Source organism: Labilibaculum manganireducens, assembly GCF_963665805.2.
Classification (GTDB): Bacteria; Bacteroidota; Bacteroidia; order Bacteroidales; family Marinifilaceae; genus Labilibaculum; species Labilibaculum manganireducens.
The window spans coordinates 542,274-558,520 of the sequence record NZ_CAXXEE010000003.1 but is presented as its reverse complement, the minus strand read 5'-3'; the positions used below and the strand labels follow the sequence as shown (position 1 = coordinate 558,520).

At 35.9% G+C, this 16,247-nt stretch carries 15 protein-coding genes and 4 tRNA genes; 3 read left to right on the top strand and 16 right to left on the bottom strand.

The genetic code is table 11. From position 1 onward, the window contains the following. Positions 1–267: 267 nt before the first annotated feature. Together ACHZAX_RS02365 and ACHZAX_RS02360 are read right to left on the bottom strand one after the other, a co-directional pair. Positions 268–1,653 carry an aminopeptidase P family protein gene (locus tag ACHZAX_RS02365; RefSeq protein WP_101311275.1) on the bottom strand — a complete coding sequence of 462 codons (1,386 nt, stop codon included), beginning with the start codon at positions 1,651–1,653 and terminating at the stop codon, positions 268–270. Between the two features lie 140 nt (positions 1,654–1,793). Next, positions 1,794–2,249 (bottom strand): Lrp/AsnC ligand binding domain-containing protein, encoded by a 456-nt coding sequence (locus ACHZAX_RS02360; RefSeq protein WP_101311276.1) that lies wholly within the window; start codon positions 2,247–2,249, stop codon positions 1,794–1,796. 374 nt (positions 2,250–2,623) lie between these two features. Here ACHZAX_RS02360 and ACHZAX_RS02355 point away from each other — a divergent pair, with 374 nt between their 5' ends. Both ACHZAX_RS02355 and ACHZAX_RS02350 read left to right on the top strand, forming a co-directional pair. Continuing rightward, positions 2,624–4,096 carry a cobyric acid synthase gene (locus ACHZAX_RS02355; protein WP_320017870.1) on the top strand — a complete coding sequence of 491 codons (1,473 nt, stop codon included), beginning with the start codon at positions 2,624–2,626 and terminating at the stop codon, positions 4,094–4,096. A 6-nt stretch (positions 4,097–4,102) separates the two neighbouring features. After that, entirely contained in the window at positions 4,103–4,651 is a 549-nt protein-coding gene (locus tag ACHZAX_RS02350; protein ID WP_101311278.1) for an AAA family ATPase, read from the top strand. Here ACHZAX_RS02350 and ACHZAX_RS02345 read toward each other — a convergent pair. The 8 genes from ACHZAX_RS02345 to ACHZAX_RS02310 all read right to left on the bottom strand — a co-directional run bounded on the left by ACHZAX_RS02345 (position 4,624) and on the right by ACHZAX_RS02310 (position 11,330). Next, on the bottom strand, positions 4,624–5,292 hold the full coding sequence (locus tag ACHZAX_RS02345) for an adenosylcobinamide amidohydrolase (protein ID WP_101311279.1): 669 nt from the start codon (positions 5,290–5,292) through the stop codon (positions 4,624–4,626). The genes ACHZAX_RS02350 and ACHZAX_RS02345 overlap by 28 nt on opposite strands. A 4-nt stretch (positions 5,293–5,296) precedes the next feature. Beyond that, complete coding sequence (locus ACHZAX_RS02340; protein ID WP_320017869.1) at positions 5,297–6,241, bottom strand: tRNA-dihydrouridine synthase family protein; 945 nt, start codon at positions 6,239–6,241, stop codon at positions 5,297–5,299. Positions 6,242–6,343: 102 nt separating this feature from the next. After that, positions 6,344–6,970, bottom strand: a complete 627-nt coding sequence (locus tag ACHZAX_RS02335; protein ID WP_101311281.1) for a hypothetical protein — start codon at positions 6,968–6,970, stop codon at positions 6,344–6,346. 610 nt (positions 6,971–7,580) lie between these two features. Then, positions 7,581–8,105, bottom strand: coding sequence for a TlpA disulfide reductase family protein (locus ACHZAX_RS02330; protein WP_320017868.1), 525 nt, complete (start codon positions 8,103–8,105; stop codon positions 7,581–7,583). A 75-nt stretch (positions 8,106–8,180) separates the two neighbouring features. Continuing rightward, positions 8,181–9,491 (bottom strand): sigma-54-dependent transcriptional regulator, encoded by a 1,311-nt coding sequence (locus tag ACHZAX_RS02325; protein ID WP_320017867.1) that lies wholly within the window; start codon positions 9,489–9,491, stop codon positions 8,181–8,183. A gap of 261 nt (positions 9,492–9,752) precedes the next feature. Then, the gene (locus ACHZAX_RS02320; RefSeq protein ID WP_320017866.1) at positions 9,753–10,070 is read right to left on the bottom strand and encodes a hypothetical protein; all 318 of its coding nucleotides are present in this window, start codon (positions 10,068–10,070) and stop codon (positions 9,753–9,755) included. A 317-nt stretch (positions 10,071–10,387) separates the two neighbouring features. Continuing rightward, the gene (locus tag ACHZAX_RS02315; protein WP_101311285.1) at positions 10,388–10,903 is read right to left on the bottom strand and encodes a hypothetical protein; all 516 of its coding nucleotides are present in this window, start codon (positions 10,901–10,903) and stop codon (positions 10,388–10,390) included. Between the two features lie 4 nt (positions 10,904–10,907). Further along, on the bottom strand, positions 10,908–11,330 hold the full coding sequence (locus ACHZAX_RS02310) for a DoxX family protein (RefSeq protein WP_101311286.1): 423 nt from the start codon (positions 11,328–11,330) through the stop codon (positions 10,908–10,910). Positions 11,331–11,520: 190 nt separating this feature from the next. Here ACHZAX_RS02310 and ACHZAX_RS02305 point away from each other — a divergent pair, with 190 nt between their 5' ends. Beyond that, positions 11,521–13,167, top strand: a complete 1,647-nt coding sequence (locus ACHZAX_RS02305; RefSeq protein ID WP_320017865.1) for a M28 family metallopeptidase — start codon at positions 11,521–11,523, stop codon at positions 13,165–13,167. Between the two features lie 63 nt (positions 13,168–13,230). On the opposite strand, the gene ACHZAX_RS02300 is transcribed toward ACHZAX_RS02305, so the two are convergent. The 6 genes from ACHZAX_RS02300 to floA all read right to left on the bottom strand — a co-directional run bounded on the left by ACHZAX_RS02300 (position 13,231) and on the right by floA (position 16,239). Continuing rightward, entirely contained in the window at positions 13,231–14,436 is a 1,206-nt protein-coding gene (locus tag ACHZAX_RS02300) for an L-serine ammonia-lyase (protein ID WP_320017864.1), read from the bottom strand. Positions 14,437–14,558: 122 nt separating this feature from the next. Beyond that, positions 14,559–14,633: transfer RNA gene (locus tag ACHZAX_RS02295), tRNA-Pro, on the bottom strand. A gap of 59 nt (positions 14,634–14,692) precedes the next feature. Further along, positions 14,693–14,767: transfer RNA gene (locus ACHZAX_RS02290), tRNA-Pro, on the bottom strand. A gap of 69 nt (positions 14,768–14,836) precedes the next feature. Next, a tRNA-Pro gene (locus ACHZAX_RS02285) sits at positions 14,837–14,911 on the bottom strand. Positions 14,912–14,974: 63 nt separating this feature from the next. Further along, positions 14,975–15,061 (bottom strand) — tRNA-Ser (locus ACHZAX_RS02280). A 200-nt stretch (positions 15,062–15,261) separates the two neighbouring features. Next, a complete protein-coding gene (floA, locus tag ACHZAX_RS02275) occupies positions 15,262–16,239 on the bottom strand; it encodes a flotillin-like protein FloA (RefSeq protein WP_101311289.1) in 978 nt (325 codons plus the stop codon). Positions 16,240–16,247 lie beyond the last annotated feature (8 nt).

Sequence of the window (16,247 nt, the reverse complement as noted above, 5' to 3'; positions counted from 1 at the left end):
AAATTAATCAATCAAAACAACTCACAAAACCACCCAAACAGATAGTTTAAACAGATTTAAACAATACAATTCATTAAATCAATTTATCATTTCCTTGTGGGCCTAAAAAAGCTCCGCAAAGTATCTGTTTAAACTGATAAAAGATGATTTTTGTTACATGAATATTATAAAAAAGCAAATTTAAGTAAAATTAAACGAATTAACGATAATAATAAAAGGCAGCATTCTCCAGAAATGCTGCCTTTAAAATATGCCTACTGCGTGTATTTAACGCATTATTTTCTCTACTTCCTCTATACTAATTGGAATCCTCTTTCCAATCAAACGATTTCCTTGTTCAGTTACCAACACATCATCTTCCAAACGAATACCTCCAAAATTACGATATTCATAAACTTTATCGTAATTGATATAATCCAAATGCAATCCTTCCTGCTTCCATTTGTCCATTAGTGCCGGAATAAAATAAATCCCCGGCTCATTAGTGATTACAAAACCTGGCTTTAGCTCTTTTCCAAGACGCAAATAAGCAGTTCCAAACTGATCAATCCGCTGTACCTTTTCATCGTATCCAACCAAATTCTCACCGAAATTTTCCATGTCGTGCACATCCAATCCCATCATATGCCCAAGCCCATGAGGCATAAATAAGGCATGTGCTCCAGCTTTCACAGCTTCTTCAATATCACCTTTCATTAAACCAACCTCTTTTAAGCCCTTGGCAAGTACTTTACAAACCTCCAGATGAATACTCTGATAAGTAACCCATGGACGAATCAACTCATTCCCTTTGTTGATTCCAGCCAGTACAATCTCATATATTTCTTTTTGCTTTTGACTAAATTTTCCTCCTACAGGAATTGTTCGGGTATTATCAGAAGCATAATGAGAATCTGTTTCAGCACCACTATCCACAAGCAATAAATCTCCAGCTTTAAGCAGATTACCATGCTCATGATTGTGTAAGGTTTCTCCTCTTCTTGAAACAATAGCTGGAAATGAGAGCAGTCCTCCCGCTCTTAATGCTATGGCTTCGCATTCTCCGGCAATTTCTCTTTCGTAAACTCCATCTTTGGCCATTTTCATTGCTGTGGTATGAATCTCATAACCAATTGCAGCAGCACGCTCCAATTCCTTAATCTCATACTCATCTTTTATTTCACGAAGTGAAATAATGGCTTTAACAAATTCCTCCGATACATTCTCTTTAATTGCATTCAAAGGCGTACCTAACATTTCATGAATCAAAATTTTATTTTCGGCACGATAAACAGGTAGAAAATGGATTTTTCGACCTTCTTTTATTGCTTCAGCAACAAGAGATTTCAAATCATTAAACGGAGCTGTGTTTTCAACACCAAAACGTGCTGCCTGATCTGCAACACTTGGCTGTGGTCCCATCCAAATTATATCATCAATATCAACATCGTTACCAAAAATGTAATCTTTATTATTATCGATATCAAAAACACCGGCAAAACCTGGATGATCGATACCGAAAAAGTACAAAAATGTACTATCCTGACGATAATGATAAACATTATCGGCGTAATTCATTGGCGCTTCAGGATTACCTAATACCAATGCAATTCCGTCTTTCATTATTTCACGTAATTGGCTACGTCTTTTAATGTATACTTCTTTTGGAAACATATTGCTTTGTATTTTAAGTGTTTTGTAAAATGAATTCGAAAGATACAAAAAAGAGAGTTATTTGGTAAACGATAACAACTATTTATAGATACAAAAAAAGGCTTCCGATAATGAAAGCCTCATAATTCAATAAATTATTATTATAGTTTAATTTCCCGGTCAACTGTTTGATCCAGAGAAATAAATGTTTCCGTTTTTGATATTCCGGGAATATTCTGTAGTGTATTAATTAAAATATCCATCAAATGTTGATTATCCCTGCAAAGCATCTTTACCAAAAATGTAAAGTTACCAGTGGTAAAATGACATTCTACTATTTCAGGAATAGCATCAATTTTCTCAACAACCATTTTATATTGATGTGCATGATCAAGAGAAATACCAACAAAGGCACACACCTCATATCCTAAAGCTCTTGGCTTAACAATAAATCTAGATCCATCAATAATTCCTGCATCTTCCAGTTTTTTAACTCTTTGATGAATTGCTGCACCAGAAATTCCACACTCTCTGGCTATTTCCAAGAATGGAATCCTTGCATTTTTAATCAAGTAAGATAGAATCTTCTGATCTACAGCATCAATTTGAACTTTCATTAGTATTTGTAATTTAGATTTAAATAGTTAGTCGATGGTTCCAAAAAATTTAAACATTCTACACAAGCCACATTGTCATGCTGCTAGTTTAATATTATAAAGAGACCACTTGTTACAATTCATTACAATATTAGCAAAATTATTACTAATTCATAAGCAAATAAAATCTAAAACTACAGATCAACAATATTTAGAACCAATTCACTCAGACCTCAACCTTACATTTTATTTAGTCAAACTTCACTAAATTTCCCAAAAATACTGTTTTACAACAAAAACAACTCGATAAAAAAAGACTAATTTTGAAAGCCAGTTGAAATTGCTCTTTTTAAATATCAACTATCTCCTTTAGTTGAATTGAAAATAAACACTTTATGATTAAATTAAGACCATTAATGTTTGTCGGAACAGGATCGGATGTTGGAAAAAGCATTATCAACACAGGGTTTTGCAGAATTCTTAAGCAGGATGGCTATCAACCAGCACCATTCAAGGCTCAAAATATGTCACTAAACTCTTTCGCAACACCGGAAGGATTTGAAATTGGCCGAGCGCAGGCTGTTCAGGCTGAAGCCTGCGGATTAGCTTGTCATACAGATATGAATCCCGTATTACTAAAGCCTACAAATGATAAAAGTTCACAAGTTGTTTTGAATGGAAAACCTATTGGCACTCAAACTGCGGTCGAATATTTTATGGGGAATAATAAGCATGCTTTATTTGAAGAAGCAAAATCTGCATTTCATCGATTGAACCAAAAATACAATCCCGTAGTATTGGAAGGAGCGGGCAGCATATCAGAACTAAATTTAAAAACCCGTGACATAACCAACATGCGAATGGCTGTTGAAGCCAATGCGGTTACCTATTTAATAGCTGATATAGATAAAGGTGGTGTTTTCGCGAGTGTTTATGGAAGTATTCAGTTACTTGACGAAGACGAACGAAAGCAAATCAAGGGAATTATTATCAATAAATTTAGAGGAGACATAAAACTATTCGAAGACGGGAAAAAGATTATTGAAGATCTTACCGGCAAACCTGTTATCGGAATTCTCCCTTATTTTAAAGATATCCATATTGAGGAAGAAGATTCTGTTAGTCTCGGAAAAAAATCAAAAACATCCAGTAAAGAAAAGATCAACTGCGCTGTTGTTATTTTACCACGCATGGCCAACTTTACTGATTTTGACGTTCTGGAACACGATCCAAGAGTTCATCTTTACTATACAAACAATCCTTTAGAAATAGAAACTGCCGACATCATAATCCTTCCGGGAAGCAAAAACACCATTTCCGATCTTCAGGAACTAAAACAAAACGGTGTTGCCTTATCTATTGTTAAAGCACACAAAAATGGAAAAAAAGTAATCGGTATTTGTGGTGGCTATCAAATGATGGGTGAAAAGATTAGTGATCCACTACAAATTGAAGGCAACATTGAAAGCACTGCGGGTTTGGGGATTCTTCCTGTAGAAACAACAATCACCAATGAAAAACTCACAGAACAATGCACTTTCAAATTCAGGGATTCAAATCAAGAGTGCTTTGGATATGAGATTCATATGGGAGAAACTATTGCTGTCCAAAATAACATACCACTATGCATTTTATCCAATGGAAAAACTGATGGCTATTTTCTAAATCAGAACTGTTGGGGAAGTTATATTCATGGTATTCTGGACAACAAAATTGTGATTCAACACCTGTTATCCGGATTCAATCTGGAACAAGAAAGTGATTTTAATTATCAGGAATTTAAAGAAAACCAATACGACAAACTGGCTGATTTAATAAGAGAAAACATCGATATGGATCTATTTTACGCTCATTTAAAAGAAGATTAACTGAACATGAACAAGTACCATAATCGATACATAATTACTGGTGGTCCGGGATCAGGAAAATCTACTCTTTTAAATAAATTATCAGAACAAGGCTATCAGTGTTTTGAAGAAATATCAAGGATTGTTATTCAGGAGCAACATCAAATTGGCGGAGATAAAGTTCCCTGGCAGAATCTATCCGAATTTGCAGAAATTTGTTATGAGCGTATGAGTTATCAACTTACTGAATGCAAAGCCGAAGGAAAGTGTTTTTTTGATCGTGGGTTACCTGACATTATTGCCTACGTAAGACGAGGAAACTTGACTGTTCCATTAAAATATTTTAAAAAATCCGACCAATACAACCAAACCGTATTTCTTGCTCCGCCTTGGAAAGAGATTTTTATCAACGATGCAGAAAGACCGGAATCATTTGAAGATGCAAAGGAAATATCGGTTTTCTTAAAAAACACTTATGAAGAATTGGGTTTTACTGTTGTTGAACTTCCTAAATATTCAGCAACAGAAAGAGCTCAATTTATTACCAATTATTTAGTCGCCGATAATGATTTATAAATGGCTTCATAAGTTGTTTTTGCCAACATTTCCCCAAACAAAACATGTTTGCCGCAATACTGAACTATAGGACCTGTACCACATGCAATTGCCGTGGAATCAGTTCCTGTTCCCGTTGCCAATAATCCACTAACCGGGCTCAGAACTTTCAAATCCTGCAGACAAGCTGCTTTTGCTTCCGCCACCATCATTATGCATTCAACCATACCTGCATCAGAAAGATTAGCATTAGTAGTAACCAGAATATTAATAGTCCCTATTTTTTGACACTTCTCATTCACGAATTGATAATCGGCCTCGTCTCCTGCCCTGCGGGCATTTGACACTCCGGATGTAACAAAAACCTCTATCCAAACCCCCTGCTTTTCAACTCGAATTCTTCGGAATGAACTCATTAAGGCCGCAGTCATCATTCCCACACAATTCCCTTCCCAATTTTGGGAGTCAGCTATTCCTTTAAGCGTAATATCCGGAGATTCAAAATCAGTTCTTTCTCCTTTAAAATTAGCATCAACCTTTGTATTCAAAAAATGGTCAGCAATTTGGCAACCACCGTTTAAAATTGCAGAACTTACCATCCTAACCGGATTCTTAAACTCAACATGAAGGAATTGATCCGTTAATTCGATTGAAAATTTCATTCTTCTACTCCTTTACATTTTGTTGGAATGCAAACGAAACAGCCTCGTTATATTTTTTCAAGCTTCCCGATTTCTTGATTCCTTTGTAAACTTTTCTCTCATTCTCAAAATGGCTGGAGAAATACTCCCAAAACGGCTTCACTTTTTGCAGGATCTGTGTATCTCCACTTAAAAATGAAGTATAAGTAGAAAAAATTTCATCGTACATTTTACGCAATGCTTTTTTACGAATATCTGCAGACGGAATTTCTATTCCCTTTATTTTTGCCGGCAACCAATAATCTTTCAGAACTCCTCTTCCTATCATCACATGATTTAGGTTTGGCAATTGAGCATTCAAGCTCTCAAAGTCATCAAGTGTCTCAACATCACCATTAAAGCCAATTGTTTTACTAAAACCTTCCTGTATTTGCTGAAAATAATCCCTATCGGCACTTCCCTTATACATTTGCCTGCCAATGCGGGGATGAACGATAATTTCATCAATATTAAAGTTCTTCATCACATCCAAAACCGAAAGTATCTCCGATTTATCCTCCAAACCCAACCGCATTTTAATCGACAGGTCTATTTTCCCGGAATATCCTCGTTCCAGAATATCCTTTATCTTTTCAGGATATGGCAACAAGCCAGATCCCTTCTTTTTCCCGGTAACCATAGGAAAAGGACACCCTAAATTCCAATTCATTTTTTCATAGCCTAAACCTGAAAGATACGTCTCAAAAAATTGAAACTCTTCAACAGATCCACTTAGAAACTGAGGCACCAATCGATTATTTCTCTCCAAAAAAGGTTCTACTTCTCTTTTGTGAGAGGTTCTTATTTCTCCTGAATTTTGAAGAACAAGAAAAGGGGTATAGAATTCATCTACGCCCCCAATGCATTTTTCATATGCTTGTCGGAACACCCAATCAGTATATCCCTGAAGAGGTGCTAATGAAATTTTCATGTGATTATAATTTCTTGTTTGTCGCTCCCAAATGCTTTTGGAAGACAATCGCCTGAATAAATAGTCCAAAATACAGGAGAACCTATTCCTGCAAATATCATTTTATCGTCCAAAACTTAAAACACCCAGTAATTGTTTTCGCTGACGATAATAATTAATTCCATCCTCGGTACCAATGCTTTTTACAAATTGATCAATCATTGTATCGTAGATTGTACCAAATTTAAACCTCTCCGGAGGATATAGTTCAGGATTATGCATGTCCTCAAGTCTTGCCAGATACATCCGCCCAACAATCTCGCTGCTAAGATCATCGCGATACATGCCTTGCGCTATTCCTTTTTCAACATTTATTTTAATTTTATCAAAAATGAATTCCATCCGCTCATCCATATGCTTTTTATACACTTCCGGGAAATGACTCTCAAATTCCATTGTAACGGATGGTGTTAAATTTTCGAAACGATCATTCATCTCCTGACTTACGATAAATAATATATCAATCGCATTCTGACCTTCAAAATTGTATTGAGTAAAAATGGACTCAAACGATTTTCGTTCGTATTCAAGAATTTTTTCAACCAACTCCTCTACCGAATCAACAAATTTGGAGACATCAGATGGCGACACCCCAAAGTCTTTAACTTTATCAAAAGAAAAACCACTTAAACCATTTTTGAATAAATAAGCCCTTACCTTCTCTATAATATGAATAAAATCCTTGTCCATAAACTATTACTGCTAAATAATTAAACTAAATCAAAATCTTTTTGATCCCCTTAAGATAGGCATAAAATTAGGCATTTTTCAATTGTGAAAGTAAAACAAATGAATATTTTAGTGATTTAAATATCTACAACTAAAAAAGACTAAATGGAGGAATTAATGATATACCTATTGATGAATTTAATCCATCTAATATATCAGACTTTCTGATTTATTTTTTATACTAATCAGACCGGAAATGAATCACAATAATGCAAATGCAAAAAAAAATAGAGTTTCTCTCCCCAAAAAAGAAATAACTATTCATCAATAAATGGCGATTCATTTATCAAAATCATTGGTTCATAAAAAAGGATGCGTTTTAACAATAAAAATTAACATCATACATTATCTTTGTTGATGAAGAAAGTCTGTTAAACACTTAGGTGATTGATTGTACTAATTCATAAGTAAATTTAAGTAGTAGTTTAGGGCGGCTAGTCACCGCCCTTTTTCTTTTCAGATATGCATTTCATTTAAGCAAAAAGAAAATCCATTTTGCTCCTTGCATGAAAGGATAAATGCTGAAAAAATGCAATTAATTTCATCTGCTGCATTTTTTATAAACAACAAATTATTTTTTCAATTCATTTTCAATCACCATTTTCATCCCATCAAACTCTTCACGATTAAACAATCTGGTGAGATAAATAATTTTGCCTTCCTTATTAACAATTACATTACGAGTCACACCACTTTCCTTGTGTGCATACTTAGTAAATATTCCTGCCCCTTCATCCAATGCAACCGGATAAGTTATTGCTGTTGCAGCAATTAATTTCTCAGCCTTTTCTTGTGGCTCGTCCAAATCCAAAGCATATAAGGCAAAATCCTTCTCTTTATGCTTCTGCCAAATCTCCTTCTCGATAAACGGCATTTCTTTGCGACAAACTCCACACCAACTAGCCGTAAACTGCAGCATCACAACTTTTCCTTTTAAGTCAGACAACTTCAATTTACTTCCATCGGTCAAATTCATTTCGAAATCAGGTGCCACATCTCCTACTTTCACTATATACCCTCTGGAATCCTGAGCTTGCGCCATTCCTGAAAAAACCAATCCCATAATAAAACCAATTGTTATAATTACCTTATTCATTTCTACTCTCAGATTAAAAAAAAATATATTACTAAACAAATAAAGATTAAATTTAGATAAACTTTGCCATCTACTTCATAATTTATAGATCTTAATTTTTCTGTAAAGGGTTTTTCTATCCATATTTAACAAGCGTGCAGCCTTACTTTTATTATAATCCGAAATATTTAAAACTCTTTTAATCCTCTCACCTTCAGATTCAAATAAAGGATTTAGATATTCCTGAGTATTTTCATAAAAAGAAGACGGCAGTTCATTTAAAGTAATTAACTCACTTTTTGTAAGCAGTGTTGCACGCTGAACGGTATTTTTCATTTCTCTTAAGTTACCTGGCCAAGCATAATTAGTAAAAACATATTCTACACTTTTATCAAAACCAACTACCGATTTCCCCAGACTGTTATTGGCCATATTCAGAAAAAATTCTGCAAAATGCATAATATCGGACTTTCTTTCTCTTAAAGGAGGAACATTAATCTGAAACTCATTTAAGCGATGATATAAATCCTCCCGAAAAGCACCAATCTGCTTCGACTCATTTAAATCCTCATTTGTTGCAGCAAGAATCCTAACATCAACCGATACCTCTCTATTACTGCCTACATGCTTTACTTTTCTTTCTTGTAAAGCTCGCAATAATTGAACTTGCGTAGAATGATTAAGGTTTCCTACCTCATCCAAAAACAGAACACCTCCATCCGCAGCCTCAAAGTGTCCGATTTTATCTGTAACAGCTCCTGTAAATGCCCCTTTTTCATGTCCGAAAAATTCACTCAAAGCCAAAGTTTTTGATATGGATCCACAATCTACGGCAACAAATGGTTTTTGAGACCTATCACTTTTTTCATGAATCATTTTCGCGACAATTTCCTTTCCGGTACCACTCTCACCTACAATTAATACTGACATTAGTGTTGGTGCAATTAAATCAATATGTTTTAGTAATTGCTTCGATAATTTTCCTTTGCCCTGATAATAATCCTGAATACCTGATGGTACTTGCGATTTCGATTTTACAATAGGGTTTTCATGTGCAAGAGCCTTATTAACAATATCCAAAACTTCATCGGGTACAAATGGTTTCGAAATAAAATCATATGCTCCCAATTTAATCGATTTTATTGCAGATGAGATATCTGCATAACTTGTCATCATAACCACTACAGTCTTTGGAGTTATTTTCTTCACAAAACTTATGATTTCCATACCACACCCCTCGGGCATTCTCAAATCAGTAAGTACGATATCATAAAATTTCGACTGAATCTTTTTTTTTGCCTCAACCGATGAAAAACTAGTAGCAACAAAAAACTCTTTTCTCTCAAAAAATTTTTTCAGCATCAAACAAAGTGTTGCATCATCATCCACAATAAGAATACTATTCATATCATTATAATTGTATATTTTGCCATATAGCCTGTCCCGAAATTGTTTCGGGAGAACTTACCATACTGAAATAATTTCCCTGCGTGTCAAAATATCCTTGCCATAGACATTTCACAATACTGATCAATTTTGTTTTGTGAAATTGAACTCCTCTGATATTTAAAAGACAACAAGATAACCTCTATCGAAATATTGAAATACAACTTCGATAGAGGTCTAAGCATTAAAAATTTGGATAAATTGCTTAAATGGATCTATTTCTTAAACCGCCAAATCTTCCTGTTTTACGAATTCTCCTTTCGCATTGAAATAAACAGCAATATTTCCCTCTGGTTTAGACAAGATAATCTTGTACGATCCATCATTTCCGATAAATGATTTAAGAATTGCATACTCCGAATATGATTCCGTAAGTGCTGTCTGAACCATTTTAGGAAGTTCTTCGGCTTTTAATTCCTCATATTTCACATCTTCCTGCACAAAACTTGTCCCTGAAACTAAATTTCCAGCCGAAACTGATGTTGGAATACTTAAACTACACATTAATGCTACTGCTGATACAATCAAAACTCTTTTCATAACTAATCAATTTTTAATTAAATATTAAAATATAATAACATGATCTATTATGAAATTTCTATGCCATAAATGCCGTACAGCGACAAGAGACACCGCAAAACACTCTATTTGTGAAAATTACAAACCTTAAATAAATACAAGCATTAATAAACCCCTCATCATAAAATTGTAGACTACACAGTTATGTGGGGATAAATTCCACTTTTTATTTACTATAAAATAAATTTACAGCACGTAAATATTTATTCTTTTGATACAAATAAAGGGAATTATAAAAAATTGGAGCAAAGGGTGTATTGTAAAGAGTATCCATTCGATTACTTATTTCTTTTAATAATCAAGTTTAGAAAATAATCTTTAGCCTGCAGTTTTTTCTCTTTCAAGTAAAGAACTACAGCTTTCGATAATAATTTATCATTAATCAGAAATTTTTTCAGAAGATAAGCAGAACCAGCATATGGCAAGGCCGAAATAAATATATCATTGTGCTTTACTCTGTCTTTTAAATTGCTTGCAATGTAAATTAACTTAACTAAAAAATTAACGAGTAGAAATACAACCGGCGGAGTAAGAACTTTATAATCGACAACTCCATGAAAAATGGCATAAGCAATAATTCCAGGAAAAAGCACTGCATCAATTATTCCTGCAATAAAACTCCAAACAACTAAAACAGAACTAACGTATAACACTCCAGACAAATTATCATTCACGATAATCTTTACCAGATATTCTTTTTCGTAAACAGTAAAATATTCCTGACGCTCCACATACGTACAAAAACTACTACGGGAACAAGCACATTTCTCCTGATATGAAAGCTTTTCCATCATTAATCTAATCTCCTTTGGAGAAATAGCCCTTATACATCTCCGGCAAATTAGCCCTATACATTAATATGCAGCTAAAGAGTAATTCAACAACTGCCATTGCAAATAACTGACCTCCATCAGAACTACCATCATATTCAACAACAATACCTACCGAGGTAAATAAATGAATCCCAATTGCCCCAATCATCAATCCTGAGGTTATTACAGCTGCTGCTTTCCATAAATTAGGTAGAAAAAACAAAATGCCTGTGATCAATTCAATTGCTCCAATACCAAACCGTCCCCATGGTTCCATCCCAATTGCAGAAAAGATATGAACGGCCTCAGGATGGCCTGTGAATTTAAAATGTAATGTTTGAATCAATATAATAGCCGTTACTATTCTTAGCAACATTTCAACAGTTCGATATTTTCGTTTCGACTTCATAATAATTTTTCTTTTTTTTTAAATCTACAAAAATAGCAGGACGTATTCTAAGTTTCTTATTAAAATGCAAGATAGCTTGGATCCCAATCATAAATTGTAAGCTGAATCACATTAAAAAGACAGAAACAATATATGTTATGCATTACAATTATTTAAACTTTGTTTCCTACTTTTAAGCAAAACAGACAACATGCAAATAAAAACACTACTAACACTAACAATCGCCACACTAACAATGGCGTGCAGTTCTTCCGATGAAAGTTTAAAAAATGCAGAATCGGTTATCTCAACAGAGAGAATGATCAATTACATCAAAGAATTGGGATCCGATAAATATCAAGGACGAAAACCATTTTCTGAAGGTGAAGTAAAAACAATTAACTATATCGCACAGCAATATAAAGAAATAGGGCTTGATCCAATCAACAAGGAATCCTATTTTCAGGACGTTCCCTTAGTCGAGATATCACTTACGGCTCCCCAATTTCTTAGTTTAAAATCACCTGACAAAGTAAGAAAATTAACTTATGGAAAAGATTTTGTCACCTTCTCCCGACGCATTCAGAATGAAATCGCATTAACAGAATCTGAATTGGTATTTGCAGGCTACGGAATTGCAGCTCCGGAATACGGCTGGAACGATTATAAAGATCTGGACGTTAAAGGAAAAACCGTAATTGTTTTGGTGAACGACCCCGGTTTTGGCTCAACTGATAAAAGTTTCTTTAAGGGCAATGAAATGACATATTATGGTCGGTGGACCTATAAATTCGAGGAAGCAGCCCGCCAAGGAGCCAAAGGAATACTAATTATTCATCAAGACGAACCTGCGGGATATCCATGGTCAGTAGTTTTAAACTCAGCATCGGTTCCGAAATTATATCAGCAAGCTAAGGATAATTATCAATCAAGATGTTTAGTTGAAGGCTGGATAACTTTAGATGCTGCCAAACAATTATTTGCTGATGCAGATAAGAATCTGGACACGGAGATTCAATTAGCCAAGCAAAAAGAATTTACAGGTTTTAATTTAAGCACGAAAGTAAGTGTTGCCTTTAAAAATTCAGCTCATTTTGACGTCACACACAATGTACTCGGAATAATAAAAGGAACAGATCTGGCAAATGAATATGTTTTTTATTCTGCTCATTGGGATCATCTTGGAATTGGTCCAAAAATGAATGGAGATTCAATTTACAATGGTGCTGTTGACAATGGAACCTCTCTTGCTTGGATGTTTGAAATTGCCAGAGCTTTTAAAGCCATGCCTCATCAGCCTCGCCGGTCAATTGTTTTTTTAGCGCCATCTGCCGAAGAATCGGGACTAAATGGGTCGGGATTTTATGTTGATAATCCTATTTTTCCGCTAAACAAAACTGTTGCAAATATTAACAATGATTTGATGTTGCCTTATGGCCGCATGAAAGATGTAATGATTACAGGATATGGACAATCAGATCTGGAAGACATAGTAAGAATCGAAGCTGAAAAACAAGATAGATATATCCTGCCTGATCCTAATCCTCAATCGGGGATGTATTACCGATCGGATCATTTCAGCTTTGCACGCGTAGGTGTTCCGGCATTATTTGCTCGTGGCAACAACAATAGCAGAGAAAAAGGAATAGAATACATGTCTGCAAAAGAAAAAGAGTGGCTAAGCAATAATTACCACAAACCTTTTGATGAATACGAAGAATGGTGGAATTTAGATGGTGTTGCCGAAGATGCCCGGCTGCTTTTTCGTGTTGGTTGGGAACTTGCCAATCAAGATGAATTTCCAAAATGGAAAGATGGATCGGAATTTAAATCAAGAAGAGAAAAAGATCTAAAATAAATTTAGATCTATTAAAGAGATGAGCTTGATTTATAATAGAATCAAGCTCATTTTATTCGTGCTTTATTTATAATTAAAGACCTTTAATGAAGCCAATCCTCCCAAAGACGTTTCTTTGTACGTGTAAGGTAAATCAAGTCCGGTTTTCATCATTGTTTCAGTTACCTGATCAAAACTAATTCTGTGACGGCCATCTGAAAGCAAAGCGTAGGTATTGTGGTTTAATGCGCGTGCTGCTGCAAAAACATTGCGTTCAATACATGGTATTTGAACCAAACCAAGAACAGGATCACAAGTAAGTCCCAGATGATGTTCCAAACCCATTTCGGCAGAATATTCAACCTGATATACAGTTCCTCCATGCAACTGAGTCGCAGCTCCGGAAGCCATGGCGCAAGCTGTACCCACTTCTCCCTGACAACCAACTTCTGCTCCCGAAATCGAAGCATTGGTCTTAACCAAATTTCCAATTAAGCCCGCGGTTGCTAAAGCTTTCAACACATCCTTTTTCCCAAACTTATAGAATTTCTTATGATAGTAAAGAACTGCAGGTAAAACACCACAGGCGCCACATGTTGGAGCAGTTACAATTACACCTCCACTAGAATTTTCTTCTGAAACAGCCAAGGCAAATGAATACAACATGGATCGTTTTCTCATAGGTCCGCTTAAAGTTTTCGCTTTTAATCGATATGAATGAGACTTGCGCTCCAGCTCTAAACCTCCCGGAAGTTCACCTTCTTTATTCATCCCTCTTTTTACAGCCTTTTTCATTGCAGTCCAAACCTCATCCAGATAGTCCCAAATACCATCTCCCTCCATCAATTCCACGTACTCCCAAAGTTGCTTTTTATTGCTTTTGCACCACTCTAATATTTCATCCATTGTGGTCAACCCATATATTTTTTGGGCAGACACCTCACTGTTGTCATCTATTATTGCTCCACCGCCAATACTGTAAGCAGTCCATGCTTCAATTAACTCATCTGATGCAGAAAAAGCTTTAAAACACAACGCATTAGGATGCCTTTTCAAAAACTCTTCAGGCTTCCAAATCAAATCCAGATCTTTCTCCTCAAATACCTTTTCAATTGCAACACCCGTTAAATGCCCCTTACCTGTAGCTGCCAGACTGCCAAACAGAGTTACTTCATATTTATCTGCGTTAGGATGGCGCAGCAAAAACTGTTCTGCTGCTTTCCGCGGTCCCATTGTATGGCTACTCGAAGGTCCGTACCCAATTCGATAAAGTTCTTTTATTGATTCCATTATGACGTTTTGTTGTTGTTGTGTAAGTTGGATGCAAATGTAAGAAAGTCAATAGATACTCAATATGCCATTTGAAAATATTTTGCACAAAAAAAGAGAAACCAAATGATCTCTCTTTTTTGTCGGGGTGGCAGGATTCGAACCTGCGACCTCCTGCTCCCAAAGCAGGCGCGATAACCGGGCTACGCTACACCCCGGAACTTAATCCGGTATTCTATTTGATAAAGAAAAGCTTTAAAACTTCTCTAAAATATTGTCGGGGTGGCAGGATTCGAACCTGCGACCTCCTGCTCCCAAAGCAGGCGCGATAACCGGGCTACGCTACACCCCGAAACTTTCATTCCGGTACTCTATTTAGATAAAAAAAGAGAAGTTTTTAAACTCCTCTGAAAAATTTTCGTCGGGGTGGCAGGATTCGAACCTGCGACCTCCTGCTCCCAAAGCAGGCGCGATAACCGGGCTACGCTACACCCCGAAAATTTGCGGAAGGAGAAATAAATTTCACCAACTCCATTTTCCATCTTCATAGAAAAAATTGCGGAGAGAGGGGGATTCGAACCCCCGGTACAGTTTCCCGTACGTCAGTTTAGCAAACTGGTGGTTTCAGCCACTCACCCACCTCTCCTGATCTTGCGGTAGCAAAAGTATGTAAAAAATTCAGATGTGCAAAATATTTACCTCCCATTAATAGAAGATTTCAGTGCTTTGGATTATAGTAAATTATAAATCAATGAGATTCATTTCATTTTTTTTTCAAATTACCCAAAATAAAACCGGAAAGTATACGAATACTCCCCGGTTCCAATTGAAATTAAATCATTTTATTTATTTCTTTTTCCCTTTATCTGATGGATTTGCAATATTATCCCTCATGTTAGTATCTGCTTCGATATTCTTCATTCGGTAATAATCCATAATCCCCAATTGACCATTTCGAAAAGCTTCGGCCATTGCCCGGGGAACTTCTGCCTCCGCTTCAATCACCTTTGCCCGCATTTGCTGTGCCAATGCCTTATTTTCCTGCTCAAGAGCAACAGCCATGGCTCTTCTCTCTTCTGCTTTTGCCTGTGCTATTTTTAAATCGGCTTCAGCCTGATCTGTTTGCAGCACCGCTCCAATATTTTTTCCTATATCGATATCAGCAATATCAATCGATAAAATTTCAAAAGCGGTACCAGCGTCCAATCCTTTCTCCAGCACTACACGTGAAATAAAATCAGGATTTTCAAGAACCGTTTTATGAGATTCGCTTGACCCAATTGAAGATACGATTCCTTCTCCTACCCTTGCCAACACAGTTTCTTCTCCTGCTCCTCCAACCAATTGCCGGATATTAGCACGTAAAGTAACCCTGGCCTTAGCTATTAACTGAATACCATCTTTAGAAACGGCTGTTACAGGAGGAGTATTGATGACTTTAGGAATAACACTCATTTGAACGGCTTCATACACATCTCTACCGGCCAAATCAATGGCCGTAGCCATTTTAAACGTCAAATCGATATTAGCTTTTGAAGCTGACACCAGAGCATGCGTTACCTGAGCGACACGACCTCCAGCCAAATAGTGAGCTTCCAGTTCATCCCGATTCAAAATCAAGCCTGCTTTTGTACCTTCAATTAAGGCACTTACAATCACTTTTGGCGGAACTTTCCTCCATCTCATAAACACGAGCTGAAGTAAAGAAATTTTAACTCCTGATAACAGAGCTGAAAACCAAAGACCAACTGGGACGAAATAGAATAGTATGTATATTCCAACCCCAACGGCGACAATTAACATTATTAATGCACCAATTTCCATTTGATTTA